The sequence below is a fragment of the Actinoallomurus acanthiterrae genome (assembly GCF_054775715.1).
Window position 1 is genome coordinate 2,758,071 of the sequence record NZ_BAAHCO010000001.1, and the last position, 25,392, is coordinate 2,783,462.

Here is a 25,392-nt window from a genome sequence, read left to right on the forward strand (position 1 = left end):
TCGTCCGGATCAAAAGCCTGGTCGTCGCGGGTGGCCTGATCCGGCCGCCCCCTCTGGAGCGTCGGATCGGAGTGGGTACCGTCGCGTACCGGCCGGGCGGGTCTTACGCCGGTACGGGGCTGGCTTCGGCGGCCACCGCAGCCGGGCTCGACTCGGCCGCGTGGCGGCCGAGGTGGGCCTCGAGCCGCCACAGCGTGTCGACGTACTGGCCGGCCCACAGCAGCGCCAGGGCGGCCGGGATCGCGCTCTCGTCGCCGCTCGCGACCACGGCGTGTACGCCCTCGAGCAGTCGCCGGCGGCCGTCGGTGTCGCGTACGTGCGGGGGCGGTACGGCCGTCTCGTGCAGGATGCAGTCGCCGAGTGCGATGTACCAGGTGCGCAGGGCGTGGACCTCCGCGTCGAGGTTCTCGGCGCAGCGTTCCAGCTCTTCGTGGCCGTCGGTGAACCGGCCCAGCCCGGCGAGGGAGCTCGCCACGCGCCGTACGCGTGCCGCCCCGGTCACCAGTGCGGCGATGCTGCCGGCGGCCATGGGCTGCGCGGAGCGTTCGGAGAGGAACTGCCGGTAGGAGTCGTCGAGGCGGTGCACCGCGGCGTCCGCGTCCTGTTCGGCCTGCTGTGACCAGGCCGGGTCGCCGTGGCCGACGAGCCGGCGGGTCGCGGCCAGGACGTAGTCCGCGCTGCGGGCGTAGGCGGAGGCGAGGTTCTCCCGGAGCAGGGTGGCCGCGCCGCGCGGCCAGAACAGCAGCCCGACGCCCAGGCTGATCGCGAAGCCGATGGCGACGTCCTCGATGCGGACGAGGCCGACCTGCCAGCCGCTCGGCTGGATCAGATTGAACAGGATGAACAGCACGACGTTGAAGGCAGCCTGACCGGCGGCGAAGGAGATCGCGCGCGGAGCGTACGCCGCGATGAGGATGACGACCGGCAGCACGCTCCACAGGACGGTCTCGTGGGTGCCGATCACGAGGATGAGGGGCGCGCCGACGAGGATGCCGATGGCGGTCCCGGCCAGCGCGCTCAGGACGGACCAGCCGGTGCCCAGCGCGTTGGACCGCAGGACCGAGAGGGTGCCGAGCACCACCCAGAACGAGTGCTGCAGGCCGGTGCGCTGGGCGATGTAGACGGCGATGGCCAGGCCCACGGCGCCCCGTACGCTGTTGCGGAACCACACCGACCGGGCGTGTGCGTCCTCGATGGCGAGCTCGGTCGCCCGGATCACCGAGTGCGCCTGGCGATCGACGGCGCCGCGCAGCGAGCCGGCGCTCGGACCGTCGGGCACGGTCTCGCCGACGGCCATGAGGGCGTAGCGGGCGGAGTGCTCCGCGGCGTACGACACGGCGCGGGTGCGGAACGTCGGTTCCAGCGCGGCCACCAGCGCATCATGGTCGGGAATGGCGGGCAGTTCGGGGAGTTGCCGCGCGAGGGCGCGGGTCATGTCGGCGCGGGCCTTCTGGAGCGGGCCGAGGTCCGGTCGCCCGGACCCGTCACCGTCGAGGCGGTCCGCGGAGTCCCGGAGCGCGGTCGCCGACGCCCGCATGGCCTCGGCGTTCTCCGCGCGGCACAGCGAGATCTGCGGTGATCCGGCGGGCGACCCGAGGAAGGACAGGAGGAAGTCGAGTTCGTCGACGAGCGAGGTGAGCGCGGCGGTGGGACCGGTGAGGCCGGTGGGCCGGTGCGGCGTGCCGACGAACCGGCGGCGCAGCTCATCGACCGCCTCGTTGGCGGTGCGCGTCCGGTCGACGACGGCCTCGGCGTCCCCGGCGACCTGGGCGTCCGCGAGATCGGCGAGCGCCCGGCAGGCGAGGGCCGCCTTGGTACGGAGAATCGCCCGGCTGCGGGCCGGCCACAGGAGCAGCTGGGCGGCGATGCCCGCCCCGGCGGCGAGCGCCCATCCCTCGAGCCGTGAGGGCACGGCCGACAGCGGCGCCGGGATCGTCACCGGAAGCACGAAGGCGAGGATCGCCGCCGTCGCGCCGGCGGCGGCGTAACCGTTGACCACCCCGGCGAACAGGATGATGAAGCCGACCACCGCCATCGCGGCCGCGGCCAGCGTGGGATTGCGGGAGCACAGCGTGCCCACGAAGATCAGGACGGCGCCGGCGGCCGCGAGGGTGGAGTAGGCGGCGAACCGGCGTGCCGGCGAGCCGGAGAAGTCGGCGAAGACCAGCATCGCGAACGAGCCGAACGAGGCGAAGAGCGCTGCCTGCGGGTCGCCGATCACCCGGGAGGCGACGGCGAAGACGATCGGCAGCACGATCGCCGCCCGCAGGGCGGTCCGCAACGCGACGAGCCCCGGATCGGAGAACCGCAGCCGCCGCCGCAGCCCGGCCATCAGCGGGGCTGCTCCGCGGTTCGGCTGCGCGGTCGGGCTTTTGGGCGGGACTTCGCCCGCCTTATCGGACATGTGCCCACGATACGGGCGAGGCCTCGATCGTCTCCAGGTCCGGCCGGTATCCGCGGATCGGCTCCGTCTCCGGACCTGGCCGGCCTGCAGTTCATCTGGCAGGTCCGGCCGGTCTCGTGGATTGGCCGGACCCGCGGATCGTCTCCTGGTGGGCCCGGTCCGCGGGTCAGCGCTCTTCGCGGAAGGCGACGTGCCGCCGGACGATCGGGTCGTACTTGCTGAGCGTCAGCCGGTCAGGGTCGTTGCGACGGTTCTTCCGGGTCACGTAGGTGTAGCCGGTGCCGGCGGTGGACCGGAGCTTCAGCACCGGTCGGAGCGTGTTCCTCGCCACGATGGGTTCTCCTCTCATCGGGTACGGTCCGTCCGCACCGTACGCGACAACGAAAACCGTTCTCGATTATTCCCTGGTCGGGGCACGGTCCGCCGACCACGGTCACGCAGGGGCGGCTTTGGGGGTGGTGGTGCCGCGCCGGTTCAGGCGGCTCTGGAGCTCGGCGGCGTCGCGGTGTCCTCTGCGCTCGTACGCGGCCGGGATTCGGCCAGGCGCAGCGCCAGCCGTGGGCACAGGGAGACCGCCCGGCGGGCGTTCGGCTGCCGGCCGGACCCGACCCGGGCGTTCTCGATGATCGGATACCCCCACTCGTCGAGAGTGACCAGCTCGGGGAGGATCTCCGCGCACAAGCCGGCGCCGTCACAGGCGATGCGGTCGATTCGCAGTTCCATGGTGCTCAACTCGCCCTCCGGTACGTCAGAGTCTCCACGCAGTGGCCGTGCAGGTGGGCCTCCACCTCGTCGGCGAAGACGCACAGCGCGCTGGCGGCCAGCCGGGCGACGCCGTCGGGATGGGCGCATCCGCCCCGCGCGGGCAGCAGCCCCGTCCGCGCGCGCAGCCGGTCCACGTCGGCGCGCGTCGCCCTGCCGTCCGCGAGGAGCGTCAGGTCCCCGGCGACCGCCGGCAGCCCGAACAGGCACGGCCCGCACTGCCGGGCGCCCTGCCCTGCCATCCAGCCCGCAACCGCCGCGGTGCGGCGCAGGCCACAGGCCCCGTACGGGAGCGCCGACACGATTCCCGCGCCGAGGGCAGCGCCCGCGGCTCGAAGCGGCTCGGGTGCCAGCGGGAGTTCCCGGGCACGGTCGCCCGGCAGCCATGCGCCGCCGTACCCGCCGAGCAGGACGGCCGCCGCCGTCCCGGTGACCGCGCCCACCGGCGTGCCGACCGGCACCTCGAGCACTCGGATTTCCGGGTCCGAGACGCTGACCAGCATGGTTCCGGGAGCATCGGCGGTACCCACGGACCGGAACCAGGCCGCCCCATGGCGGGCGATCAGCGCGAGGTGCGCGAACGTCTCGGCGTTGCTCACGAGGGTGGCCCGGCCTCCGACCCCCTGCTCGTAGGGCCGTTTCGTAGTGGGGATCGCCGGGCCGCCGCCGATCCAGCGCACCAGCGCGCTCTCCTGACCGGACAGGAAGCGGTCCGGCCCCTCGACCACCTCGATCGGCACCGGATCGATGCGCCGGCGGGCGCGTTCGGCCACGATGCCCCGTAGCGCCGACCCCAGGCCGCCCACCGCCACGGCGTCGGTGCCCTGGCGGGCATCTTCGGTCATGACGCCCCGCATCGCCGGTCCCGCGCCGCCTACCGGCATGCGGTCGATGCTGCGGTGGGCGTGTCCGGCCGTGCCGTTCCGCAGCGTCGGTCCCGGGCGTCCTACCGGGACGGTGCCGGTGCTCTGGCGGGCGTGTTCGGCCGTGCCGTTCCGCAGTACCGGGCCTCCGCCGCCCACTGGCACCGCCAGGACGATGCGGTCCGCGCCGATCGTCTCGGCGGCCAGGGTCGCCCCGTCCAGGACCAGGTGAGGCGCGACCGCCAGCAACCGTGCGTCCTTGGCGCTCAGCGGCTCGCCCTCCATGGCGTTCACCACCACCACGGGCGGCCGGGAACGGGCCGCTCCGGCCACCGCCGCCAGCTTCCGCGCGGTGGGGAACCAGCCGCCGCCACGCCCCCGGAGGCCGGCGGCGGCGATCTCTTCGGCGAGCGTTCCCAGAGAGCCCGGCCGTGCCCGGCCGCGCAGCGGCAGGTCGCCGTGCCGGGTGAGGTGCCGGCCCAGGTCCGGGCCGGTCACGGTCAGCAGTCGCTCCGTCATCGTGGTCCTCCGTAGGCGGGAGCGGTGGCCGACACGGGCCGCTGGGCAGGCGGCCGCTTGGCGGCGACGTCCGGCTCGATCCCGGCGGCGTGTTCGGCCACGGTGGTGTGTTCGGGCGCGGTGGTGTGTCCGGACGTGGTGGTGTGGTCGGCCATGGTGGTGTGTTCCGCGATGAACGCTGGTCCGGTCATGGCGGCGCGCTTGACGGTGGCGGCCTGCCGGGCCGCGGCGGCGCGGGTCAGCGCGGCCGCCGCGACGGCAGCGGCGCAGGTGACGGCGAGCGCGAGCACGAGCGTGTCGTCCGTGCCGATTCCCAGTCCGTGGACCAGCGCAACCGGCCAGGACGCGTACGCCAGCCAGTGCACGGTCCGCCAGGTGCGCAACCCGAGCCGGACCCGCAGCAGGCTCGTGATCACCAAGGCGATCAGCATGTCGAGTGCGACCGACCCGAGCCCGACCCAGAAGGGCCGGTACGCGGAGACGAAGGGGACGACCGCGTCGACCCAACGGATCGCGACGTACGAGTCGATCACGCTCGTCGCCACGTGCAGCGCGATGAGTACCACCGACAGCAGCGACAGCGAACGGTGCAGTGCGGTCACCATGTACGACGCGCGGCGTGCTCCCGCAGAACGCCGCCCGAAGCCCCCCGTCCGTGCGTTTCCCGCGCGTGAGGACTGCGCCCCCGGGTCTCCTGCCCGCGAGCCGGCCGTCGGTGGATTCCCCAGCCGCGGGCCGCGTGAGGTGCGGGCCGCGACGAGGAGGCCGAGCACCGTCACGGCCGTGAGCAGCACCATCGACACCAGGCCGAACGCCCGGGTGGCGTACCAGAGGGCCATCACCCGGCCACCTTCACGCCGGGGCGCTCGCTGTGGTCGTCCGGCCAGCCGACGATCGTGTGCACCCAGCCGTCGGCGTGGACGAGCCGCGACGGCAGCCCGTGCCGGGCCAGCCAGCCGCCCGCCCCGTGGCCGCGTACGAGGGCGGCGGTGCTGGCGGTGTTGGCGTCGACGCAGGTCCCCGCAGACACCGAGACGGTACGCCACGGGCCTCGGACCGGCATGCCGGTTCGGGGGTCGACGATGTGCGTGACCGTACGGCCGTCGGCCATGCGGCGGGTCCGGACCGTGAGGCTGGACGTGGCCAGTCCGCCTGGCGCGCGGAGTGTGATGTCCTGACCGGGCGGCAGTTTCCCGTCCGGCCTCAGCCGGTGGTCGTCCGCCACGCGGACCGGCCAGCCGTTCACCGGCACGGGCCCGGCGACCGCGATGTCGCCGGCCAGCGCGACGAGCACGCCGCAGCCCGCCGCCGCGCTCGCCTCGGCGGCCGCCCGGTCGGCGGCGAACGCCTTGCCGACGGCTCCGAAGTCCAAGGTGAGCCCGCGCGGCACCGACACGGTCGTGGACGCCGGGATGATCTCGATCGACCGCCAGTCCTTGCCGGTCGGCACGGCGAACCCCGGTCCCAGCCGGGATCGCCCGGCCTCCGCGCCGCCCCGGAAGACCGTGGCGTCGTTCGGTCGGGTGACCTCGGTCCGCACCGACCGTCCGGCCGCTGCGTCGATACGGAAGGCGCCGACATCCTTCGGCCGGGTGTCTTCGGTTTCCGCTGACCGTCCGGCCTCTGTACCGGCGCGGGAGGCTGTGACGTCGTTCGGCCGGGTACCGCCGGTCCCTGTCGACGGGCCGGTCTCCGTGCCGGTGCGGGCGGCGGTGACGTCGTTGGGACGGCTGTCCTCCGTCCCCACCGACCGTCTGGCTCCCGCGCCGCTGCGGAAGGCGGCGACATCGTTCGGCCGGGTGGCCTCGGCTCCCGCCGACCGTCCGGTCTCTGCCCTGGTGCGGAAGGTGGCGACGTCGTTCGGGCGGGTGGCCTCGGTCCTCGTCGATCGTCCGGTCTCCGTGCCGGCGCGGGAGGCGGTGACGTCGTTGGGTCGGGTGACTTCGGTTCCCGGCGACCGTCCGACGGCGGTCGGGTCGACCAGTCCGCCGGTGAGCTCGGCGGCTCGCAGTGCCGCGTGCAGTACGTCCAAGAATGTCGTGCTGACCCGTACGGCGTATCCGGAGGCGGCGTTCACTCGTGCCAGGTCCGAATCGTCGCGGTAGGCGCTGCAGGCGGCGTCGACGTCCCGGATCACCCGGTCGACGGCCGCGCGGGCGACGGCCAGGCGGTCCGGCTCGGTGACCGCGACGGTCGCCGAGCCGCCCCACAGCGGGAAGGTCTCCTGAGCGGTGCTCATCACGATCCTCCTGAGGTGACGGAGCCGGATCCGTTCGACGAACCTGATCCAGGTGCCTGCGTGGGCTGGGTGAGCCCGCCGCTGGATCCGGAGTCCGTCGTGCTGCTCGAGCCGGTCGAGCCCGAGTCCGATCCGGTGCTCGTCGTGGTCCCGGCCTTCGTCTGCGAGTCGGCCTGCGTGACGCCGAAGACGGCCGCCAGCCCGGCGGCCACGGCCAGCGAGCCGGCCGAGGCCCAGACGGTGATGCGGCGGACCAGGGACACGCGCCGGTCCCGGCGTCCGCCGTCCTCCCACCTTTCCATTTCTTCTCCTCCGATCTCTCGCGGTACTTCCGATGCTCGGCGGTGAACGTGAGAGCGGGATGAGCCGCCGGATCAACGTGTCTGAGAAAGGTCGTAGACCGTGACGCCGCCGACGGTCTTGGCGGTGTAGTGCTGCTGCACCCAGGTCGCGATCTGCTGGGCGTCTTCGCTGCCGCTGGAGTTTCCGCCGCGCATCATGCCCATGCCCGACCCGCCGATGAAGTAGTGGATCCTTCCGGCGGTGACGTACTGCTGGAATCGCTGCAGGCTCGGTGCCGGATCGGTGCCGTTGAACCCGCCGAGCGTCATGACGGGCTCGCCGGTGGCCAGCTGGTATCCGGAGGCGTTGTTGGACCCGACCGTCGCCGCGGCCCAGGTGTACGAGCGCGCGTTCTGCTTGAGCAGGGCGGTCAGTGCGGTGCTCGGAGTGGTGGCGTTCAGCAGCCCACCGGGGCCGCCCATGCCCCCGCCGGGCCTCCCGGTCGAACCCGGTCCGCCCATGCCGCCTCCGGCACCGCCGGGTGCCTGCGGCATGCCGCCGGTGCCGCCCTGCCCGCCCCCGGCGAAGCCGCCTCCGGGGAAGCCGCCCCTCGCCTGTCCGTTCCCAGCCTGTCCGCCCCCGGGGAACCGGTTCTGCCGTCCGCCGCCGAAACCGCCGCGTGCGCCGAAGCCGCCCCGGCGGCCGCCGAATCCGGGCATCCCGCCGGGCCCTCCGGACGACGGTCCCGCCGTAGGGATCGCTCCGGTGTGCGGTGTGCCCGTCGTCTCGACGGCGTACGCGGCCGGGCCGGCGATCGACGTCAAGGCCGCGACGGCCACGGCCGCTCCGATGATCCGGCGCGGGGCGCGGCCGGAGGAGGCGAGCAGCGCGGCGGCGAGCAGACCGGCGATCAGCACGACGATCCGCAGCCACGGCAGGAAGTCCGGGGTGCGGCCGAGCAGGACGTACGACCACCACGCGGTCAGTGCGACGGCGCCGGCGAGGGGCACGGCGGCGGCCGGCCGGTGCCGCTCGCGCCACAGGACCGCCGCGCCCAAGCCGGTGAGCGCCGCGACCGCCGGGGCCAGCGCGATCGTGTAGTAGCCGTGGAAGATCCCCTGCATGAAGCTGAACACCAGGCCGGTGACCAGCAGCCAGCCGCCCCACAGGGCGAACCCGGCGAACTCCCTCCGCCGGTCCCGTCCCCACGTCAGCGCGAGGCCGGCGACCAGCAGGACCAGGGCGGCGGGCAGCAGCCAGGCGATCTGCCCGCCGAGTTCGGCGTCGAACATCCGCGTCCATCCGGCGTCCTGGTTCAGGTTGCCGAGGCCGCCGGTCTCGTTGCCGTTCAGCCGGCCGAGGCCGTTGTAGCCGAGCGCCAGTTCCAGCACGCTGTCGTGCTGCGAGCCGCCGATGTACGGGCGGGAGCCCGCCGGGACGAGGGCGACGATCGCGACCCACCAGCCGGCCGCCACGACCAGCGCGACACCGGCGAACAACAGCTGCCGGACCCGTCGCCAAACCGGCGCGGGCGCCAGCAGCAGGTACACCAGCGCGAACGCGGGCACGACCAGGAACGCCTGCATCATCTTGGCCAGGAAACCGAGCCCCACGCAGGAGGCGGCGATCACCAGCCAGCGCGTGCTCGCGTTCTCCAGCGCCCGTACCAGCCCGTACGCGCCGAGGGTGAGCAGCAGCACGAGCAGCGCGTCCGGGTTGTTGAAGCGGAACATCAGCGCGGCCACCGGGGTGGTCGCGAGGACCGCGCCGGCCAGCAGCGCCCCGCCGATCGCGACCCGGTCGCCGCGCCCGCCGGCGGACATTCGCTCGTCGAGCCCGCTGAGGGAACGCCGGACCGCCGCGTACAGCACCCCGACGGTCGCGACCCCCATCAGGGCCTGCGGCACCAGGATGCTCCAGGCGTTCACGCCGAATATGCGGGCGGACAGCTCCATCGGCCACAGCGCCATCGGCGTCTTGTCGACGGTGATGAAGTTCGCCGCGTCGGAGGAGCCGAAGAAGAAGGCCTTCCAGCTGCGCGTTCCGGCCTGGACGGCCGCCGAATAGAAGGAGTTGGCCCAGCCCGAGGCGCCGAGCCCCCATACGTACAGCACCGCCGTCGCGGCGAGCAGTCCGAGCAGTGCCGGGCGCGCCCAGGCCGGGTCGGCGGCGTCGCCGCGGAGCAACCGGCGTGCCGGGTTGGTGCTCCGGGAGGCCGGTGCGTCCGGCTCGGGTTCGGCCTGCCGGGGTGGTCCGGTCATCGATGTCATGACTCGACGGTCGGCGGCGGACGTTGGGGGTCCCTGAGCCGATGATGAAAGCCGGGTGAGAATCCTCCGTGCGTTCGCGAACGGGCGTGAAAGCCGTCTTGTCAGCGTCATTCCGATCATCAACAATCGAGGAACCGCGCCGGTGGTCCGGGTAGGCGTACTTCTCGCAGGAGCCACGCTTTCCACCGTCGTGAGCACCTGTCACGCCTACCCACCTTGGGGGTTCAGTGAGACGCTCACGCCCTGCCGACGTGCCGTCCGAGGCCCGGCTTCCGATCAACCGGAGAACGCTCCTGCGTGCGGGCGCCGCCGCCGTCGGCGGGTCGATGCTCGGCGCGGTGGGGCTGCCCCGAGCAGCCCGAGCCGCGCTGCCCCGAGCAGCTCTGGCCGCGCGAACCGACGCCGGAGTCTCCGTCTACGCGTTCCCGCTCTCCGCGGTGACCCTGCTGAGCGGTCCGTTCCAGCAGAACATGACCCGTACGCAGGCGTACCTGAACTTCGTCGACGCGGACCGGCTCCTCCACACCTTCCGCCTCAACTACGGCCTGTCCTCGAGCGCGCAGCCCTGCGGCGGCTGGGAGGCGCCGGACGTGGAGCTGCGCGGGCACTCGACCGGGCATCTGCTCAGCGCCCTCGCCCAGTCGTACGCCAACACCGGCACGTCCTCGTTCAAGACCAAGGGCGACTACATCGTGGGCGCGCTGGCCACCTGCCAGGCGCGCGCCACGGCGGCCGGGTACAACACCGGCTTCCTGGCCGCCTACCCGGAGAGCTTCATCGACCGGGTCGAGACCCGCCAGAACGTCTGGGCGCCGTACTACACGCTGCACAAGATCATGGCGGGTCTGCTCGACCAGTATCTGCTCGCGGGCAACGCGCAGGCGCTGACCGTCCTGAAGGCCATGGCCGCGTGGGTCAAGTTCCGGATGGACCGGCTCAGTTACAGCCAGCGGCAGAGCATGCTGGACACGGAGTTCGGCGGCATGAACGAGGTCCTGGCCAACCTGTACCAGGTGACCGGCGACCCGAACCATCTGACGACCGCCGAGTACTTCGACCACGCGCGGATGTTCGACCCGCTCGCCGCCGACAGCGACCAGCTGGCGGGCTTCCACGCCAACACCCAGATCCCCAAAATGCTCGGGGCGATCCGCGAGTACCACGCGACGGGCACGACGCGGTACCACGACATCGCGACCAACTTCTGGGACATCGTCGTCGGGCACCACACGTACGTCATCGGCGGGAACTCCAACGGCGAGTACTTCCAGCAGCCGGACGCCATCGCCGGCCAGCTCTCCGACACCACCTGCGAGGTCTGCAACAGCTACAACATGCTCAAGCTGACCCGGCAGCTGTTCTTCACCGACCCGTCGCGCACCGACTACATCGACTACTACGAGCGCACTCTCTGGAACCAGATGCTCGGCGAGCAGGACCCGAACTCCGCGCACGGGTTCGTCACGTACTACACGCCGCTGCGCGCCGGCGGGATCAAGACCTACAGCAACGACTACGACGACTTCACGTGCGATCACGGCACCGGGATGGAGACGCACACGAAGTTCGCCGACAGCATCTACTTCTACAGCGGCAGCACGCTGTACGTGAACCTCTTCGTCGCCTCGACGCTGAACTGGGCGGCCCAGAGTGTCACGGTCCGGCAGGACACCACCTTCCCGGAGACCGCGTCGACGAAGCTGACCGTCACCGGCTCCGGCACGTTCACCATGAAGATCCGGGTCCCCGGCTGGGCCGCGGGCGCGGTGCTGACGGTCAACGGCGCCACGGTCGCCGCAAGCCCCGGCGGGTACGCGACGATCACCCGGACCTGGTCGTCCGGGGACGTGGTGAACCTGACGCTCCCGATGGCGCTCAGCTTCCCCGCGGCTCCCGACAGCGCCGCCACCCAGGCCGTGAGGATCGGGCCGATCGTCCTGGCGGGCGCGTACGGCTCGACCGACCTGTCGGCGCTGCCGACGCTCACCCCGTCCAGCGTGAAGGCGACGAGCACACCGCTGCAGTACACGGCGACGGCGAGCACCGGCACCGTCACCCTGCTGCCGTTCTACAAGATGCACCACCAGCGCTACACGGTCTACTGGAACGTCTCCAAGCCGCTGCCGGAGCTGATCGCCTGGTACAAGTTCGACGAGACCGCCGGGACGTCGGCGCAGGACTCCAGCGGCAACGGCAAGACCGCCACGCTGGCCGGCGGCACGACCTGGACGGCAGGACACAGCGGGAACGCGGTCGCTCTCGACGGCTCCTCCGGGTACGTCACGCTGCCCGCCGGCATCCTGGCCGGCGCGGCCGCCTGCACCGTCGCCGCCTGGGTGCGCCTGGACACGAACAGCGCGTGGGCCCGGGTGTTCGACTTCGGCAGCGACACCACGACCAACATGTTCCTCACGCCGCAGAGCGGCTCCGGCACCGCGAGGTTCGCCATCACGACCTCGGGTGCGGGCGGCGAGCAGCAGATCAACGCCCCGTCGGCGCTGCCGACCGGCGCCTGGACGCACGTCGCGGTCACCCTCGGCGGCGGCGTCGGGGTGCTCTACGTCAACGGCGCCGAAGTGGCCCGCAACGCGGCGATGTCCCTCACTCCGGGCGGCCTCGGCGGCACGGCCCAGAACCGTCTCGGCCGGTCCCAGTACTCGGACCCGTACCTGGACGGTGCGGTCGACGACCTGCGCATCTACAGCCGCGCTCTCTCAGCGTCCGAGATCGCCGGTCTAGCGAGGTGAGCTGAAGGACACGAGCCGGCCGCCGCTCGGCGGAGGTGCGCTGACGAACGGCGCATCTCCCGCCGACCGGCGGTCGGCTCACTCGACAGGGCTCCGGTCGAGCCCGTCCGACGGCTCCGTCCAGAGGGGCTGTGACGGGCGGCCGCCGCCGTACGGAGTTGGACCTGTGACGGAATCCAGCCGGTGCCCGGCCCGCGAGCGGCCGGGTACTCGCTCACGAGCCGGGCACACGTTTTCCTCTCCGCCTCCTCCGGAGACACCGAAAACACCTAAAACGTTTTCGGTAACGTAAACACGCTGTACGAGCCGTGTCAACGCCGAGATTTCCGGGCGCTACCGAAATGGGTTCACGGATCTTGCTGTGTCCGTGAAAGACCCTTGCCAGCCTCTGGACGATCATCAACAATTGGGGCACCTCCGCCGGTGGCCGGGTAGGCGCACTTTTCACGGACGGCGCTTCCACTGTCGTGAGTCCTCTGCCAACGCCTACCCGCAATGGGGGTGCCGTGCGGCGCTCACGAGTCCTGTTCCTACTGTCCGCGGCCCTGCTCCTCACGACCGTGCTGTCCAACCCCGGTACGGCCGAGGCCGCGGCGTCGTTCTCCACGACCGTCGTGAATCAGAACGGCGGCAACTGCATGGACGTGCCGTGGGGTACGTCCGACGACATCCAGCTCATCCAGTGGTCCTGCAACCAGGGCACCAACCAGAGCTTCACCTTCACCCCGGTCTCCAGCACCTCCGACCAGTACACGATCAATACCGTGGCGGGTAAGTGCGCCGGCGTCTCCGGTGCCTCCACCGCCGACAATGCCACCGTCATGCAGTCGGCCTGCAACGGGCAGAACAGCCAGAAGTTCCAGCTCGTGCCGATTTCGGCGAGCGACAAGACGTTCAACCTCAAGGCCGTCCACTCCGGCAAGTGCATCGTGCCCTCGGGTGACTCCTCGGCCTCCAACACGGGCCTGGTCCAGTTGCCCTGCAGTTCGGCGACCTCCCGCGTCTGGCAGCTGCCGGACTACAGCGCGGGCGGCACCACGGGCGGGACCTTCACCAACCCACTCGACCTGCACGGCCCGGACCCGTGGATGACCTACTACAACGGCTACTACTACCTGGCCACGACCACCTGGAACTCCACGATCACTATGCGGAAGGCCACGACGCTGCGCGGCCTGGCCTCCGCCCCCGACACGGTGATCTTCAACCTGACCCGGTCCAACGGCTGCTGCAACATGTGGGCGCCGGAGTTCCACCTGCTCAACGGCCCTAACGGCCCGCGCTGGTACCTGTACTACGTCGCGGGGGCGAACGTCTCCGACTACCTCGGCACCCAGCGCATCCACGTGCTGGAGAGCGCCGGCACCGATCCGATGGGTCCGTACAGCTTCAAGGCCGACCTGCTCGACCCGACCGCGGACAACACGTGGGAGCTCGACCCGTCGATCCTTCAGCTGAACGGCAACCTCTACCTGCTCGGGACCTACTACAACGGCTCCCAGCCGATGTTCATCCGGCCACTGAGCAACCCGTGGACGGCGAGCGGCACCCGTCATCTGCTCGCCGCGCCGACGTACGGCTGGGAGACGGTCGGGGGTGCGGTCAACGAGGCGCCCGAAGCGCTCCAGCATGGCGGCAAGACCTTCATCGTCTTCTCCGCCAGCCACTGCTCCACGCCGGACTACAAGCTCGGCCTGCTCACCTACAACGGCGGCGACCCGCTGAACTCGTCGTCCTGGGTGAAGTCGTCGACGCCGGTGTTCCAGCGCTCGGACGCCAACGGCGTCTACGGCCCGGGCCACAACGGCTTCTTCACCTCGCCCGACGGCACCGAGAGCTGGATGGTCTACCACGCCAACGACTCGGCGGGCGGCGGCTGCGACATGAACCGCACCACGCGGGCGCAGAAGTTCACCTGGAACGCCGACGGCACGCCGAACTTCGGCACGCCGGTGCGCCTCGGGACGACGCTGCCCGCGCCCGCCGGCGAGCCCGCCTCCTGACGCCCGAGCCCGCCTCCTGACACCCGATCGCATCATCCGCCAACGCCCCAGTCCCGCCAGAAAGGATGTGATCACGTGAGACGTTCCCGCCTGCTCTCGCTCTGCGCAGCCGGAGCCCTCGCCGTGGCCACCGCACTCTCGCAGACGAGTCCGGCCGAGGCCGCGGTGTCGTTCTCCACGACCGTCGTGAATCAGAACGGCGGCAACTGCATGGACGTGCCGTGGGGTACGTCCGACGACATCCAGCTCATCGAGTGGTCCTGTAACCAGGGGACGAATCAGAGCTTCACCTTCGCCCCGGTCTCGGGGACCTCCGACCAGTACACGATCAATACCGTGGCGGGTAAGTGCGCCGGGGTATCGGGTGCTTCCACTGCGGATAACGCCACCGTGGGGCAGTCGGCCTGCAGTGGGGACAACAGCCAGAAGTTCCAGCTCGTGCCGGTCTCGGCGAGCGACAAGACGTTCAACCTCAAGGCCGTCCACTCCGGCAAGTGCATCGTGCCGTCGGGTGACTCCTCGGCCTCCAACACGGGCCTGGTCCAGTTGCCCTGCAGTTCGGCGACCTCCCGCGTCTGGCAGCTTCCGGACTACACGACCTCAGGCGGAGGAGGAGGCGGTGGGGGGACCGGGACGTACGAGGGCTTCCCGTCGCTGCCCGCCTACAACGTGTGCGGGAACTCCAGCCTCGGCCGGTCGTACGGGACGAACTTCCCCACCCCCAACGACCCGTACTCCCAGGGCTACTACAACACCAGCGCGCTCGGCTGGGACGGCAACTACTGGCCGGTGACGACCTTCCTGTCCGGGTCGTACTTCGCACGCGGCGTCAACAGCACCTACAACTCGCAGTACTGCGGCGGGATGTACTCCTTCAGCGCCTACAACTACGGCGGCAGCCACCCGGCGCAGTCGGTCCAGTGGACCATGGACAACGGCTACCTGCCCGCCCTGAAGACGCAGTTCACCAGCGGCTCGGTCACCATCGCCATCAAGAACTTCGCGAACAAGGTGACGCTGAACGGCAGCGCCTTCATGCTGATCTACACCCGGGTCTCGGTGACCAACAAGGGCTCGAGCTCGGTGACCGTGTCACCCGGCGGGTCCGGGCCCAACCTCGTACGGCTGACCAGCTCCTCGCTAGACACGGTCGCGGCGGGCGCGACCAACAACCACGACTTCGTGGCCGCGGTCGACAACTTCGGCAGCGGGGCGGCCTTCCCCAGCACCAGCACGCTGTCCTCCAGCGCGCCGAACTACGACACCGCCTACAGCCAGATGTCCTCGTACTGGAACGGCCGGCTCGGCGAGCTGAACACCTTCTCGCTGCCCAACGTCAGCCTGCCCAACACCGGCAACCTGTCCAACCCCGGTACGGCGATGACCAACGCGTACAAGGCGGCCACGGCCTACAACCTGATCATGCAGGTGGGCAAGGCGCAGTTCTCGGCCGCCAACAACTACGCCTACATCCTCAACCACGACGTGCCGGGCGAGCTGATCGCCAAGCTGTCGACCGGTGACTTCCACGACGCCCAGAACCTCCTGCTCACCGCCCGGATCTCCGAGACGTCGGGCTGGGACGAGAAGGGCGCGAACTGGTACTGGGACGGGGTCTGGAAGACGCCGGAGATCTGGGCGATCTACCTGGCGAAGACGGGCGACACCTCGTTCGTCAACAGCTACTTCCACGACGACTCCGGTGGCTCCTCGAAGTGGGGCCCCAGCCTCTACACGATGATGCACAACTACTACCAGGGGCAGCTCGACTCCGACGGCACGCTGCAGACCAACTTCGACAACGACTCGACCGGCAAGTGGCTGTTCAGCAACTACTCGGCGCTGATCGGCCTCGCGTCCTACAAGTACATCGCGACCAGGCTCGGCCTGACCTCGGAGGCGACGTACGCGGACACCGCCTACACCAACCTGCTGAACGCCCTGAACAGGGTGGTGGGCAACAACGAGTCGGCCAACGGCTTCAACTACCTGCCGTGCGAGGTCGACAAGCCCAACAGCGCCAACCGCTGCAACACCTTCAACGACGCCAACTGGGCGTCGCCGGCCTGGGCGGGGCAGAACCAGTTCGACACCATGCTGATGGGCGGCACGCTGAACGGCGTCATCGGCGACCCCGGCCAGATCGACCGGATGTACCAGTGGGGCTTCGCCCGGCTGTCCGCGCAGGGCTACCCCTATCCGACCTTCGGCGCCTTCAACGGCTACTCCACCGGCTACAACACCTTCTACGCGTCCGACGGCCTGTACGGCGACAAGTACCGCGACATGCCGATCACCAGCTACGCCTGGCAGCTGGCGACCACCACCGGCGGCCCGAACGCCTGGTGGGAGGCCAACGGCAGCGGCCCGAGCTCGTCGAACCCGTGGGCCGGCAACCACGCGGGCCCGGAGTTCGGCGCCTGCCCGTACGCCTGGCCGCTCGCGGGCCAGCAGCTGGGACTGCTGAACTCGATCGTCGCCGAAGGACTCGCGTCGTCGGGTTCGGGCCCGTACACCTACACCCGGCCGCTCTACATCGGCCGCGGCATCCCCAACTCCTGGCTGGCGGCCGGGCAGACCGTCTCGGTGAGCAACCTGACCTCGGCGTACAACGTGAGCTCCGGCTCGCGCAGCACCTACGGGGTCTCCATCGCGGTCACGAACCCGGGCGCCCGGGCGATCACCGTGAACATCACCGGAACCCCGCCCGGCGGTACCGCCTACATCTCGCTGCCCGTCTTCTACAGCTCCTCGGTGACCTCGGTGACCGGCGGAAGCTACAACTCGAGCACCCACACGGTGACGGCCACCGGAAACACGATCACCATCAACCTCAACAACTGACCGACTGACGACCGACGACCGTGCCGGGCAGCGCTGCTGCCCGGCACGGTCGCTTTGGTGCCTTCCACTCCGGGCGTAGGCTGACGAATCCGCTCAAAGAGGAGGAAGGGCGCATCATGGCTCTGCTGGACGAGAAGACCTGGACGGGCTCGGTGTTCGGCGACGGCTGGTACCAGCCGTCCGGCGGAGAGGCGCCCGTCGTGGAGCCCGCCACCGGCGCCGAGCTCGGACGCACCGGCATCGCCGCGGGCGCGGACATCACCCGGGCCGCGTCCGAGGCGGCCAAGGCCCAGCGCGGCTGGGCCGCCACCTCGTTCGAGGAGCGCGCGGCCGTGCTCCGCCGCGCCGGCCTGCTGTTCGAGCAGCACGCCGCCGAGATCGAGGACTGGATCGTCCGCGAGACCGGCGCGATCCCGCCCAAGGCGGCCCTGGAGACCCACATCGCCGCGCAGGAGTGCTACGAGGCGTCCGCGCTGGCCTCGCACCCCCTCGGCGACGTCCTGCCGACCGCCAAGAAGCGCCTCAGCCTCGCCCGCCGGGTGCCCGCCGGCGTCGTCGGGGTGATCGCGCCCTTCAACTTCCCCCTCATCCTCGGCATCCGATCGGTCGCCCCGGCCCTCGCCCTCGGCAACTCCGTCGTGTTCAAGCCCGACCCCCGTACGGCGGTCTCGGGAGGCGTCGTCATCGCCCGCGTCCTCGAGGAGGCCGGGCTGCCCGCCGGGGTCCTGCACATGCTGCCCGGCGGGGCCGAGGCCGGTGAGGCGCTCGTCGCCGACCCGTACGTCCGGGTCATCTCCTTCACCGGCTCCACCGCCGCCGGCCGCGCGGTCGGGGCGGCGGCGGGACGCCACCTCAAGCGCGCCCACCTGGAGCTCGGCGGCAACTCCGCCCTCATCGTCCTCGACGACGCCGACCTCGACCTGGCGGTGTCGGCCGCGGCGTTCGGCTCGTTCATGCATCAGGGCCAGATCTGCATGACCACCGGACGGCACCTCGTCCACGAGCGGATCGCCGGCGAGTACGTCGAACGGCTCGCCGCCAAGGCCGACGGCCTGCCCGTCGGGAACCCCGCCACCGACCAGGTCGCCCTCGGCCCCATCATCGACGCGGGTCAGCGCAACCGGGTGCACGCGCTGGTCACGGCGAGCGTCGAGGCGGGCGCGCGCCTGGCCGCCGGCGGCACGTACGAGGGGCTGTTCTACCGCCCGACCGTCCTCGCCGACGTCACCCCGCAGACCCCGGCGTACGCGGACGAGGTCTTCGGGCCGGTCGCCCCCGTCAGTGTTTTTCGCTCGGCGGAGGAAGCGGTGGAACTGGCCGTCGGCACCGAGTACGGCCTGTCGCTCGGCATCCTCACCCGCGACGTCATGAAGGCCCTCGACCTCGCCGAGCGCATCCCCAGCGGCATCGTGCACATCAACGACCAGACGGTCGACGACGAGGCCGTCGCGCCGTTCGGCGGCGTCGGCGCGTCGGGCACGGGCTCGCGCTTCGGCGGCGCGGCGGCCAACATCGAGGCGTTCACCGAGACGCAGTGGGTCACCATGCAGGGCGACATCGCCCGCTACCCCTTCTGAGGATTCTCTGATTCCCCGCTGGTGGGATGGCACGCGTCCACGCCACCGCATGGGAATCGAGAGTCCATGACCCGCAACTGGAAGCGCCTGCTGCTCATCGGAGCGGCCGTCGCCGTCGTCCTCGTCGTCGGAGGGCCGTTCGTCTACATCCACTTCTTCCAGGACAAGGCGCCCGCACCGCTGTCCGTCTCGGCCTCACCCCAGGCCGCCACCGGCGCGGCGGTGCCCGCCGACGGAACGTGGAAGGCCGCGTCGGGGTCGCAGGCCGGATACCGGGTGAAGGAGGTGCTGTTCGGCCAGAACACCGAGGCGGTCGGGCGCACGAACGGCGTCACCGGCGACCTGACCATCGCCGGGACCAAGGCGACCAAGGGTTCCTTCACCGTGGACCTGACCACGGTGAAGAGCGACAAGGACCGGCGCGACCAGCAGTTCCAGGGGCGCATCATGGAGACCGCGAAGTACCCGAAGGCCACCTTCACCCTCACCCAGCCCATCGACCTCGGCAGCGTGCCCGCGGTCGGCGCGAAGATCAATACGAAGGCGACAGGGAACCTCACGCTCAAGGCGGAGACCAGGAAGGTCACCTTCGACGTCACCGCGTCCCGTACCGCGCCGGGAGCCTTCGACGTGAGCGGGTCGATCCCGGTGAAGTTCGCCGACTGGAAGATCGCCAACCCGAGCTTCGGCCCCATCCAGACGCAGGACAACGGTCAGGTGGAGTTCCTGCTGAAGTTCACGAAGTGACCCTGGTCATTTCTCGTCGACGAGCAGGTTGACGGCGAACCCGAGGAACGCGATCCCGCTGAGCTGCTCCATCCGGCGCCGGAAGGACGGCCGCCGGATCCGCTCGCTCAGCGCGTGCGCGGCGCCGGAGACCACCCAGTACCAGACCGCCAGCTCTGCCATGTCCACGGCGCTGAACAGCAGTGTGGTGCCGAACGTCGGTGCGCCGTGCGGGATGAACTGCGGGATCAGGCTCATGTAGAAGACGCCGGCCTTGGGATTGAGCAGGTTGGTGCCCATGCCGGAACGGAAGGCGGTGAGCCATCCGGAGGGCACCACCTCAGAGGCGACCTGATCGGACGCCTCGCCAGGCGAGGGTGCGCTCCGCCTCCGGGACCGGACCAGCGCCGAGATGCCCAGCCAGGTCAGATAGCCGGCTCCGGCGACGCGCAAGACGTCGTAGGCGAGGTGTGAGGCGGTGAGCAGCGCGGTGAGTCCCGCGGCCGTCGCGACGCTCCACACCAGGCAGCCGGAGAGGATCCCGAGCGCGGCGGCCAGGCCGAAGCGCCGCCCTTGACCGGCGGAGGTGCGCACCACCAGCAGGGTGTCCAGACCAGGCGTGACGTTGATCAGCGCGGCGACCCCGGCGAACGCCAACACGGCTGTGATCATGCCGGGGATGTTAGATCAGATCGGCGCTCCGCGGCGCGACGAGGTCCCGGCGGATGTACCACTCGGTGCCGAGCAGGCGCTCGCGCTCCTCGTCGGGCAGGCCCGCGAACATCGCGGGCCCCGCCCCGCGCTCGGCCTCCGACTCGTGCGCCTGGAACGCCTCCCACTTACGGTCCGCCCAGGACCGTACGTCGACCGTCGTGGTGACCTGCTCGTCGGGCGTTCCCGGCAGGACCTGACCGGGGTCGGGCGGGGCGCCGAAGATCTTCTCCCACTCGGCGCGCACCACCGAGCGGGGGATGGTCACGAGGTACAGCGTCCGCGCCTGCCAGGGCTCGCCGGCGTCCGGGTACAGTTGCTCGTACGCCGCCGCCTCGACGGCGGCCAGGGTCACGCGGTGCGCCCGTACGTGGTCCGGGTGCCCGTAGCCGCCGAAGGCGTCATAGGTGACGACGACGTCCGGCCGGAACTCGCGGATGTGCCCGACCAGCCGCCCCACCGCCTCATCGACGTCGGCCTCGACGAACCGTTCGTCGCCTCCGGACTCGTTCGCGCCCGCGTCGGAATAGCCGAGTAGCCGGGGCTCTCCGGCGCCCAGGATCGCCAGGGAGCGCCGCAGCTCCTCGACGCGTCGCGTCCCCTCCACCCACGTGCAGGTCACGACCCCCGTACGGACGCCGGCGTCGGCGTAGCGCGCCAGCACCCCGCCGGTCCACAGCGCCTCGTCATCGGGATGCGCGTGCACGCACAGCAGACTTGTATCCGACACGATGTCCTCCCGCGATCGAGTGGATCATGATCGTAGGGGAGAGCCGGTCTGGTCCGCGGTCGCACCGGCCTTACGCCCTCCGGCGAACCCGCGTCGACCGAAGAACCGGGGCCCTAGACCATCGCCGCTATCGGCGCCGATCCCCACCTGGCGAGGATCGTCGCCATGACGGACAAGCCGTACGACCAGCCGATGGTGCCTGCTGCCGGAGCACGGACATGAGCGGACGAGCGAACACCGAGCACTCTCTGAGGCGGCGTGTCGCTCCGGCCGTCGCGCTGTTCTTCCTCGCCCCGGCCATCGGGGAGCTGCTCCTGGGCAATCAACGGCTCGGAGAGGCGGTCGCCGCCTTCCCCCTCCTCGGCCTCATGTACGGCAGCGGCGCCCTGCTCATCCGCGAGACCGCCCGGCGGGCCGGGCGCGGACCGACGACCATGCTCATCCTCGGCGTCGCGTACGGGCTCGTCGAGGAGGGCCTGGCGGACCAGATGCTGTTCCACCGGTTCTACGCCGGCAACGACACGATGGGCGACACCTACATACCGGCGCTCGGGATGGGCGGCTGGCTGACGATCGGCGTCCTCACCATGCACGCCGTGTGGAGCACCAACGTCGGCATAACGCTGATCGAGGCCCTTGTGCCCGAACGTGCCGAGAAGCCCTGGCTCGGCCGGACCGGCCTGGGCGTCACCGCAGCCCTCTTCGTCGCCGGCGTCGCGCTGGTCACCTGGGGCAGCTACCACGATGAGCACTTCTTCGCCGCGCCCGCGCAATTGCTCGGCACCGTGGCCGCCATCGTCATACTGGTCGTGGTGGCCTTCCGCAGCCGACCCGCGAGCGCGCTCCCCGGCACCGCGCCGCCGCCGCCGGCCGTCGGGGTCGTCGCCTTCGTCGCTTCCGGCGCGTTCATGATGACCGAGGGCCTGCCGGGCTGGTGGAGCGTCGCCGCAGTGGCAGCGCTGCTCGTCGTCGCGATCGCCGTGATCGGCGCCCGATGGTCCCGGCAGCGGGGCTGGGGCCGGGCGCACCGGCTCGCCCTCGCCTCGGGCGCCCTCCTCACCTACGCGTGGGTGGGCATCGGCATGCGCCCTGAGTCGGGCCCGAAGAGAACCGCCGACTACGTCATGAACGCCGTCCTCGCCCTCGCCGCCGTCATCCTCGTCATCGTCGCCGCCCGACGATCCCGCACTGTCCGGTTATCGTGATCGGATAATCACAGTTGGTGTTTGAGTGCAGTGCGAAAGGCGCGCCCTTGTCGTTCCCAGCGATTGCGCAGTACGGCCATTACACCGTCGCGGACTGGCTGAACCTTCCCGAGATCGCCGGGCCGCGAGTCGAGCTCATCGACGGGGCTTTCGTGGTGAGCCCGCCGCCGGTGTCCAAGCATCAGGTCTGCGCCGCGCGACTGGTACAGATCCTGGATGACGCGGCACCGGACGACATGGAGGCCGTTCAGACGCTCGCCGTACGCACGGCGACCGAGGTCGCGATCCCGGACGTCGTGGTCAGTGACTTTGAAACGCTCCGTTCCGAGACGGCCGCGCTGCTCCCCGAGCAGACGTACCTCGCGGCCGAGATCGTGAGTCCGGGCAACCGCCGCCGGGACTACCAGGACAAGCCGCGCATCTATGCGGCCGCCGGTATTCCGATCTTCCTCCGGATCGAGCTGATCGGGGCGAACCCGCCGTACGTCGAGGTGCTCAGCCTGCGGGACGGGGCCTACGTCAGTGTCGCGCACGTGGACGCCGGGCAGAGCGTGAAGCTGACCGAGCCGTTCCCGGTCGAGTTCGACCCGGCGCGGCTGATCGGCCGTCGCCTCTGATCGGGTCACCGGGACGGGATCTGCCGGGACGCCAGGTCGCGGTAGGCGGTGTCGAGGGCGTTGATGAGATGGTCGAACGTGGCGTCCAGGGACTCGGGGAGGCCGAAGCCGCCGGCCGCCTCGAGGGAGACGAGGCCGTGGCAGACCGTACGCCACATGCGGATCGCGTGGATCAGCTCTGAGCCTTCCAGCCCGTACCCGCTCAGGGCTGCCGCGGCGACGGCGACGGCCTGGTCGCTCACGTGGGTGTACTCCTGATCTCCGGGTGTCGGGGCCTGCACGCTCGCGGCGTAGCGGCCCGGGTGGGCGAGTGCGTAGCTCCGGTAGGCCTTGGAGACGGCGCGGAGGCACTCCTGGCCCGTCAGCCCGACGGCGGCCCTGGTCAGGGCGTCGGTGAGCTCACGAATGCCCAGGAGGGCGACGTCTCGCTTGACGGCTTCGAGTCCGCTGACGTGCTTGTACAGGCCGGGGAGCGAGACGTGGCACCGCTGGGCGACCGCGGCGAGGGTGAGCCGGTCCAGGCCCACCTCGTCGGCGACGGCCGCCGCTTCGGCGACGATGCGGTCGGGGGTGAGTCCAACGCGGGGCATGGTCATCGACCGTATCGTCCGAGCGCGATGCCGGTGCCGGTGATGAAGACCAGCAGCAGGATCAGGGCGGGGGCGGCCAGCAGGGACAGGCTCTGCAGGAGGAACAGGTAGACGACGCCGCTGGCCGCGATAGAGACGGCGAGGGCGGCTCCCGTCCAGCGCAGCCAGCGGGGGAGCGCGCCCGACGCGGCGGTGGCGGCGCCGACGACGGCCAGGGCGAGCATCTTGACCCCGTCCAGCCGGTCGCCGGCCTGGAACAGCAGGTGCGCGGTGCCGGGCGCGGTCGCCCGCGACAGCGCGAGGCCGAGCACGAACTGCACCAGCGAGATGGTCGCGGCGACCACCCCGGCGACTCCGATGACCCTGGCGGCGGTGGCCGCGCCCGAACGGGAGACGGCCTTGGCCAGCAGCACCGAGACGATCGCCAGGCCCGCGGCGGGCAGGCCCTCGGTGAGGGTGAACTGGGTCGCCACGACGCCCCCGTGCCCCGCGATGGCGGAGACGATCTCGCTTCCCGACGCGTCGAGCTTCGGGCTCGGCGCCCCGACGGACAGCCCGGCGACCCAGGACAGCGCGTAGGCGACGCCGGTGACGGCGGGAACGGTGAGCAGGCGGCGGGGCCGGGCGGGGGCGGTGGCCGAGACGTTCATTGCGTACTCCCTGGGCGATGCACGGGGTAATCCGTGCAGTGGTTAATCCGACTAACTTCAAGTTAGTTGGATTAACTTTGCTCCGCAAGAGGCCGCTTTCGCCGACCGGTTCCGCCGCCTACCGCAAGGGGATGTCGTGGTCCCGTTCGTCGTCGCCGCGCGGGCCGAAGATCCGCCGCTCGTCCGCCGTGATCGGCACGTCGTTGATGCTGGCCTCGCGGCGGCGCATGTAGCCCTCCGCGTCGAACTCCCATTGCTCGTTGCCGTAGCTGCGCCACCACTGACCGGAGGCGTCCCGGCACTCGTACTGGAAGCGGACCGCGATGCGGTCGTCGGTGAACGTCCAGAGGCTCTTGCGCAGGGCGTACTCCTGCTCGTGCTCCCACTTGCGGGTCAGGAACGCCACGATCTCGTCGTGGCCGGTGACGAACTCGGACCTGTTGCGCCAGACCGAGTCCGGCGTGTACGCGGCGGCGACCCGTTCGGGGTCCCGGGTGTTCCAGGCGTCCTCGGCGGCCTGGACCTTCTGCCGCGCGGTCTCCTCGGTGAAGGGAGGTACGGGCGGACGGCTCATGATGTCTCCTCCTCTGGTCAGGCCGTGACGACCGGGAAGTCGATGTCGACCTCGAGCGTATTTCTAATGGTTGAATTGCCGTGCTTACGTTAGAAGTGAAGCATGGCGATCTAACGGATGCAAGTCGTTTGACGCGTTAGAGTTGTCGGGATGGTGGCCGTCGTCACGGTCGACCGTTGGTAGGAGGAGGTGTCGTGAGCGAGGAATTCGCGCTGATGCTGCCGGACGAGCCGGCGCCCGTGCGTCTCATGAACACGATCTGGGCCGACCGCGCCGGCGTGCACGACGCGCTCCGTACCGCGGACGACCTGCGAGCGTGGCTGCGGGCGATCGGCGACGACGCCGACGGCGACGCGTCGATCGACCGGCGGGACGTCGAGGCGCTCCGCTCGCTCCGGGACGCTCTGCGCCGCCTCGCCGCACTCCTCACCGAGGACTCCCGGGAGGCGGCGGCCTCTCCGACCGAAGATGTCGAGCAGGCCGTCGCCGACCTCAACCAGGCGGTCACCCGGGCCACCACGTGGCCGCAGTTGAGTGTGAAGGACGGTCGCCTGCGACGCTGGTCGACCGGTACCGAGTCCGCGGCGGAACGATCACTGTCGGCCGTCGCCGCGGAGGCCGTCGACCTGTTCACCGGCCCGGACCAGGAGCGCCTGCGCGCCTGCTACGCCCCCGGATGCGTCTTGTACTTCGTCAAGGACCACCCGCGCCGCGAATGGTGCTCCACCGCCTGCGGCAACCGGGTGCGCGCGGCGCGACACTACCGACGCCACCGCTCCTGAGACGCCGCCGTCAGCCTCTCGCGCAGCTCGAAGGCGGTCCCCGCTACTTCTGTACGGCCGCGCCCTCGTACGGCGATCCATACGTGTGCGAAGGGATCGTGGATGAAGCCCCAGTGCGGGAACTCCCAGCGCAGGCGGGCCAGCCATGGCCCCGCGTCGGTCCCGTACGGGTCCGCTCGCGGGACGAAGCCCAGCTGATCGACGCGGGTCTCGGCCGCCGACGGGTCGGTTCGTCGCTCTGGGGGCCGATCCTGAACGCCGCCGCCCGTCGGGCCCTGGAAGCCGGTGGGCTCCACG

At 70.9% G+C, this 25,392-nt stretch carries 22 protein-coding genes; 8 read left to right on the top strand and 14 right to left on the bottom strand.

What is annotated here, in order from left to right; genetic code table 11:
* Nucleotides 1-103: 103 nt before the first annotated feature.
* The 8 genes from ACYVF7_RS13410 to ACYVF7_RS13445 all read right to left on the bottom strand — a co-directional run bounded on the left by ACYVF7_RS13410 (nucleotide 104) and on the right by ACYVF7_RS13445 (nucleotide 9,339).
* Nucleotides 104-2,404, bottom strand: a complete 2,301-nt coding sequence (locus tag ACYVF7_RS13410; protein ID WP_460339378.1) for an FUSC family protein — start codon at nucleotides 2,402-2,404, stop codon at nucleotides 104-106.
* Nucleotides 2,405-2,570: 166 nt separating this feature from the next.
* Nucleotides 2,571-2,735, bottom strand: coding sequence for a 50S ribosomal protein L33 (gene rpmG, locus ACYVF7_RS13415; protein ID WP_252843362.1), 165 nt, complete (start codon nucleotides 2,733-2,735; stop codon nucleotides 2,571-2,573).
* Between the two features lie 143 nt (nucleotides 2,736-2,878).
* Complete coding sequence (locus tag ACYVF7_RS13420; RefSeq protein WP_460357890.1) at nucleotides 2,879-3,127, bottom strand: ferredoxin; 249 nt, start codon at nucleotides 3,125-3,127, stop codon at nucleotides 2,879-2,881.
* Between the two features lie 5 nt (nucleotides 3,128-3,132).
* On the bottom strand, nucleotides 3,133-4,548 hold the full coding sequence (locus ACYVF7_RS13425; protein WP_460339380.1) for an NADH-ubiquinone oxidoreductase-F iron-sulfur binding region domain-containing protein: 1,416 nt from the start codon (nucleotides 4,546-4,548) through the stop codon (nucleotides 3,133-3,135).
* The gene (locus ACYVF7_RS13430; protein ID WP_460339382.1) at nucleotides 4,545-5,387 is read right to left on the bottom strand and encodes a ferric reductase-like transmembrane domain-containing protein; all 843 of its coding nucleotides are present in this window, start codon (nucleotides 5,385-5,387) and stop codon (nucleotides 4,545-4,547) included. The genes ACYVF7_RS13425 and ACYVF7_RS13430 overlap by 4 nt, the downstream gene beginning before the upstream one ends.
* Nucleotides 5,387-6,787 carry an FAD:protein FMN transferase gene (locus tag ACYVF7_RS13435; RefSeq protein WP_460339384.1) on the bottom strand — a complete coding sequence of 467 codons (1,401 nt, stop codon included), beginning with the start codon at nucleotides 6,785-6,787 and terminating at the stop codon, nucleotides 5,387-5,389. Before ACYVF7_RS13435 ends, ACYVF7_RS13430 begins: the two co-directional genes overlap by 1 nt.
* Nucleotides 6,787-7,089, bottom strand: a complete 303-nt coding sequence (locus ACYVF7_RS13440; RefSeq protein WP_460339386.1) for a hypothetical protein — start codon at nucleotides 7,087-7,089, stop codon at nucleotides 6,787-6,789. The genes ACYVF7_RS13435 and ACYVF7_RS13440 overlap by 1 nt, the downstream gene beginning before the upstream one ends.
* Before the next feature lie 72 nt (nucleotides 7,090-7,161).
* Nucleotides 7,162-9,339 carry a mannosyltransferase YkcB-related protein gene (locus tag ACYVF7_RS13445; RefSeq protein WP_460339388.1) on the bottom strand — a complete coding sequence of 726 codons (2,178 nt, stop codon included), beginning with the start codon at nucleotides 9,337-9,339 and terminating at the stop codon, nucleotides 7,162-7,164.
* Between the two features lie 227 nt (nucleotides 9,340-9,566).
* Here ACYVF7_RS13445 and ACYVF7_RS13450 point away from each other — a divergent pair, with 227 nt between their 5' ends.
* The 5 genes from ACYVF7_RS13450 to ACYVF7_RS13470 all read left to right on the top strand — a co-directional run bounded on the left by ACYVF7_RS13450 (nucleotide 9,567) and on the right by ACYVF7_RS13470 (nucleotide 19,257).
* Nucleotides 9,567-12,086, top strand: a complete 2,520-nt coding sequence (locus tag ACYVF7_RS13450; RefSeq protein WP_460339390.1) for a glycoside hydrolase family 127 protein — start codon at nucleotides 9,567-9,569, stop codon at nucleotides 12,084-12,086.
* Nucleotides 12,087-12,592: 506 nt separating this feature from the next.
* Nucleotides 12,593-14,089, top strand: coding sequence for a family 43 glycosylhydrolase (locus tag ACYVF7_RS13455; protein ID WP_460339393.1), 1,497 nt, complete (start codon nucleotides 12,593-12,595; stop codon nucleotides 14,087-14,089).
* 75 nt (nucleotides 14,090-14,164) lie between these two features.
* Nucleotides 14,165-16,933 carry an RICIN domain-containing protein gene (locus ACYVF7_RS13460; RefSeq protein ID WP_460339395.1) on the top strand — a complete coding sequence of 923 codons (2,769 nt, stop codon included), beginning with the start codon at nucleotides 14,165-14,167 and terminating at the stop codon, nucleotides 16,931-16,933.
* Nucleotides 16,934-17,049: 116 nt separating this feature from the next.
* The gene (locus tag ACYVF7_RS13465) at nucleotides 17,050-18,510 is read left to right on the top strand and encodes a benzaldehyde dehydrogenase (protein WP_460339397.1); all 1,461 of its coding nucleotides are present in this window, start codon (nucleotides 17,050-17,052) and stop codon (nucleotides 18,508-18,510) included.
* A 66-nt stretch (nucleotides 18,511-18,576) separates the two neighbouring features.
* Nucleotides 18,577-19,257, top strand: a complete 681-nt coding sequence (locus ACYVF7_RS13470; RefSeq protein WP_460339399.1) for a YceI family protein — start codon at nucleotides 18,577-18,579, stop codon at nucleotides 19,255-19,257.
* 6 nt (nucleotides 19,258-19,263) lie between these two features.
* Here ACYVF7_RS13470 and ACYVF7_RS13475 read toward each other — a convergent pair whose 3' ends face one another.
* Together ACYVF7_RS13475 and ACYVF7_RS13480 are read right to left on the bottom strand one after the other, a co-directional pair.
* Nucleotides 19,264-19,908, bottom strand: coding sequence for a LysE family translocator (locus ACYVF7_RS13475; protein WP_460339401.1), 645 nt, complete (start codon nucleotides 19,906-19,908; stop codon nucleotides 19,264-19,266).
* A gap of 10 nt (nucleotides 19,909-19,918) precedes the next feature.
* Entirely contained in the window at nucleotides 19,919-20,677 is a 759-nt protein-coding gene (locus tag ACYVF7_RS13480; RefSeq protein WP_460339403.1) for a PIG-L family deacetylase, read from the bottom strand.
* 218 nt (nucleotides 20,678-20,895) lie between these two features.
* Here ACYVF7_RS13480 and ACYVF7_RS13485 point away from each other — a divergent pair, with 218 nt between their 5' ends.
* Together ACYVF7_RS13485 and ACYVF7_RS13490 are read left to right on the top strand one after the other, a co-directional pair.
* On the top strand, nucleotides 20,896-21,882 hold the full coding sequence (locus tag ACYVF7_RS13485; protein ID WP_460339406.1) for a hypothetical protein: 987 nt from the start codon (nucleotides 20,896-20,898) through the stop codon (nucleotides 21,880-21,882).
* Between the two features lie 47 nt (nucleotides 21,883-21,929).
* Nucleotides 21,930-22,499, top strand: coding sequence for a Uma2 family endonuclease (locus tag ACYVF7_RS13490; RefSeq protein ID WP_460339408.1), 570 nt, complete (start codon nucleotides 21,930-21,932; stop codon nucleotides 22,497-22,499).
* 5 nt (nucleotides 22,500-22,504) lie between these two features.
* On the opposite strand, the gene ACYVF7_RS13495 is transcribed toward ACYVF7_RS13490, so the two are convergent.
* The 3 genes from ACYVF7_RS13495 to ACYVF7_RS13505 all read right to left on the bottom strand — a co-directional run bounded on the left by ACYVF7_RS13495 (nucleotide 22,505) and on the right by ACYVF7_RS13505 (nucleotide 24,313).
* Nucleotides 22,505-23,089 carry a TetR/AcrR family transcriptional regulator gene (locus ACYVF7_RS13495; protein ID WP_460339410.1) on the bottom strand — a complete coding sequence of 195 codons (585 nt, stop codon included), beginning with the start codon at nucleotides 23,087-23,089 and terminating at the stop codon, nucleotides 22,505-22,507.
* Nucleotides 23,090-23,091: 2 nt separating this feature from the next.
* On the bottom strand, nucleotides 23,092-23,739 hold the full coding sequence (locus ACYVF7_RS13500) for a hypothetical protein (RefSeq protein ID WP_460339412.1): 648 nt from the start codon (nucleotides 23,737-23,739) through the stop codon (nucleotides 23,092-23,094).
* A 118-nt stretch (nucleotides 23,740-23,857) separates the two neighbouring features.
* A complete protein-coding gene (locus tag ACYVF7_RS13505) occupies nucleotides 23,858-24,313 on the bottom strand; it encodes a nuclear transport factor 2 family protein (RefSeq protein ID WP_460339414.1) in 456 nt (151 codons plus the stop codon).
* A 194-nt stretch (nucleotides 24,314-24,507) separates the two neighbouring features.
* On the opposite strand from ACYVF7_RS13505, the gene ACYVF7_RS13510 reads away from it, so the two are divergent.
* Nucleotides 24,508-25,095, top strand: coding sequence for a CGNR zinc finger domain-containing protein (locus ACYVF7_RS13510; RefSeq protein WP_460339416.1), 588 nt, complete (start codon nucleotides 24,508-24,510; stop codon nucleotides 25,093-25,095).
* Here ACYVF7_RS13510 and ACYVF7_RS13515 read toward each other — a convergent pair.
* Nucleotides 25,074-25,391, bottom strand: a complete 318-nt coding sequence (locus ACYVF7_RS13515) for a hypothetical protein (protein ID WP_460339418.1) — start codon at nucleotides 25,389-25,391, stop codon at nucleotides 25,074-25,076. The genes ACYVF7_RS13510 and ACYVF7_RS13515 overlap by 22 nt on opposite strands.
* Nucleotide 25,392: the final 1 nt, after the last annotated feature.

What these genes read in the sequence shown, in the direction of transcription:
- ACYVF7_RS13410 (WP_460339378.1), bottom strand. Translation starts at nt 2,404, where the DNA reads ATGTCCGATAAGGCGGGCGAAGTCCCGCCCAAAAGCCCGACCGCGCAG.
- ACYVF7_RS13420 (WP_460357890.1), bottom strand. Translation starts at nt 3,127, where the DNA reads ATGGAACTGCGAATCGACCGCATCGCCTGTGACGGCGCCGGCTTGTGC.
- ACYVF7_RS13425 (WP_460339380.1), bottom strand. Translation starts at nt 4,548, where the DNA reads ATGACGGAGCGACTGCTGACCGTGACCGGCCCGGACCTGGGCCGGCAC.
- ACYVF7_RS13430 (WP_460339382.1), bottom strand. Translation starts at nt 5,387, where the DNA reads ATGGCCCTCTGGTACGCCACCCGGGCGTTCGGCCTGGTGTCGATGGTG.
- ACYVF7_RS13435 (WP_460339384.1), bottom strand. Translation starts at nt 6,787, where the DNA reads ATGAGCACCGCTCAGGAGACCTTCCCGCTGTGGGGCGGCTCGGCGACC.
- ACYVF7_RS13440 (WP_460339386.1), bottom strand. Translation starts at nt 7,089, where the DNA reads ATGGAAAGGTGGGAGGACGGCGGACGCCGGGACCGGCGCGTGTCCCTG.
- ACYVF7_RS13445 (WP_460339388.1), bottom strand. Translation starts at nt 9,339, where the DNA reads ATGACATCGATGACCGGACCACCCCGGCAGGCCGAACCCGAGCCGGAC.
- ACYVF7_RS13465 (WP_460339397.1), top strand. Translation starts at nt 17,050, where the DNA reads ATGGCTCTGCTGGACGAGAAGACCTGGACGGGCTCGGTGTTCGGCGAC.
- ACYVF7_RS13470 (WP_460339399.1), top strand. Translation starts at nt 18,577, where the DNA reads ATGACCCGCAACTGGAAGCGCCTGCTGCTCATCGGAGCGGCCGTCGCC.
- ACYVF7_RS13475 (WP_460339401.1), bottom strand. Translation starts at nt 19,908, where the DNA reads ATGATCACAGCCGTGTTGGCGTTCGCCGGGGTCGCCGCGCTGATCAAC.
- ACYVF7_RS13485 (WP_460339406.1), top strand. Translation starts at nt 20,896, where the DNA reads ATGAGCGGACGAGCGAACACCGAGCACTCTCTGAGGCGGCGTGTCGCT.
- ACYVF7_RS13495 (WP_460339410.1), bottom strand. Translation starts at nt 23,089, where the DNA reads ATGCCCCGCGTTGGACTCACCCCCGACCGCATCGTCGCCGAAGCGGCG.
- ACYVF7_RS13500 (WP_460339412.1), bottom strand. Translation starts at nt 23,739, where the DNA reads ATGAACGTCTCGGCCACCGCCCCCGCCCGGCCCCGCCGCCTGCTCACC.
- ACYVF7_RS13505 (WP_460339414.1), bottom strand. Translation starts at nt 24,313, where the DNA reads ATGAGCCGTCCGCCCGTACCTCCCTTCACCGAGGAGACCGCGCGGCAG.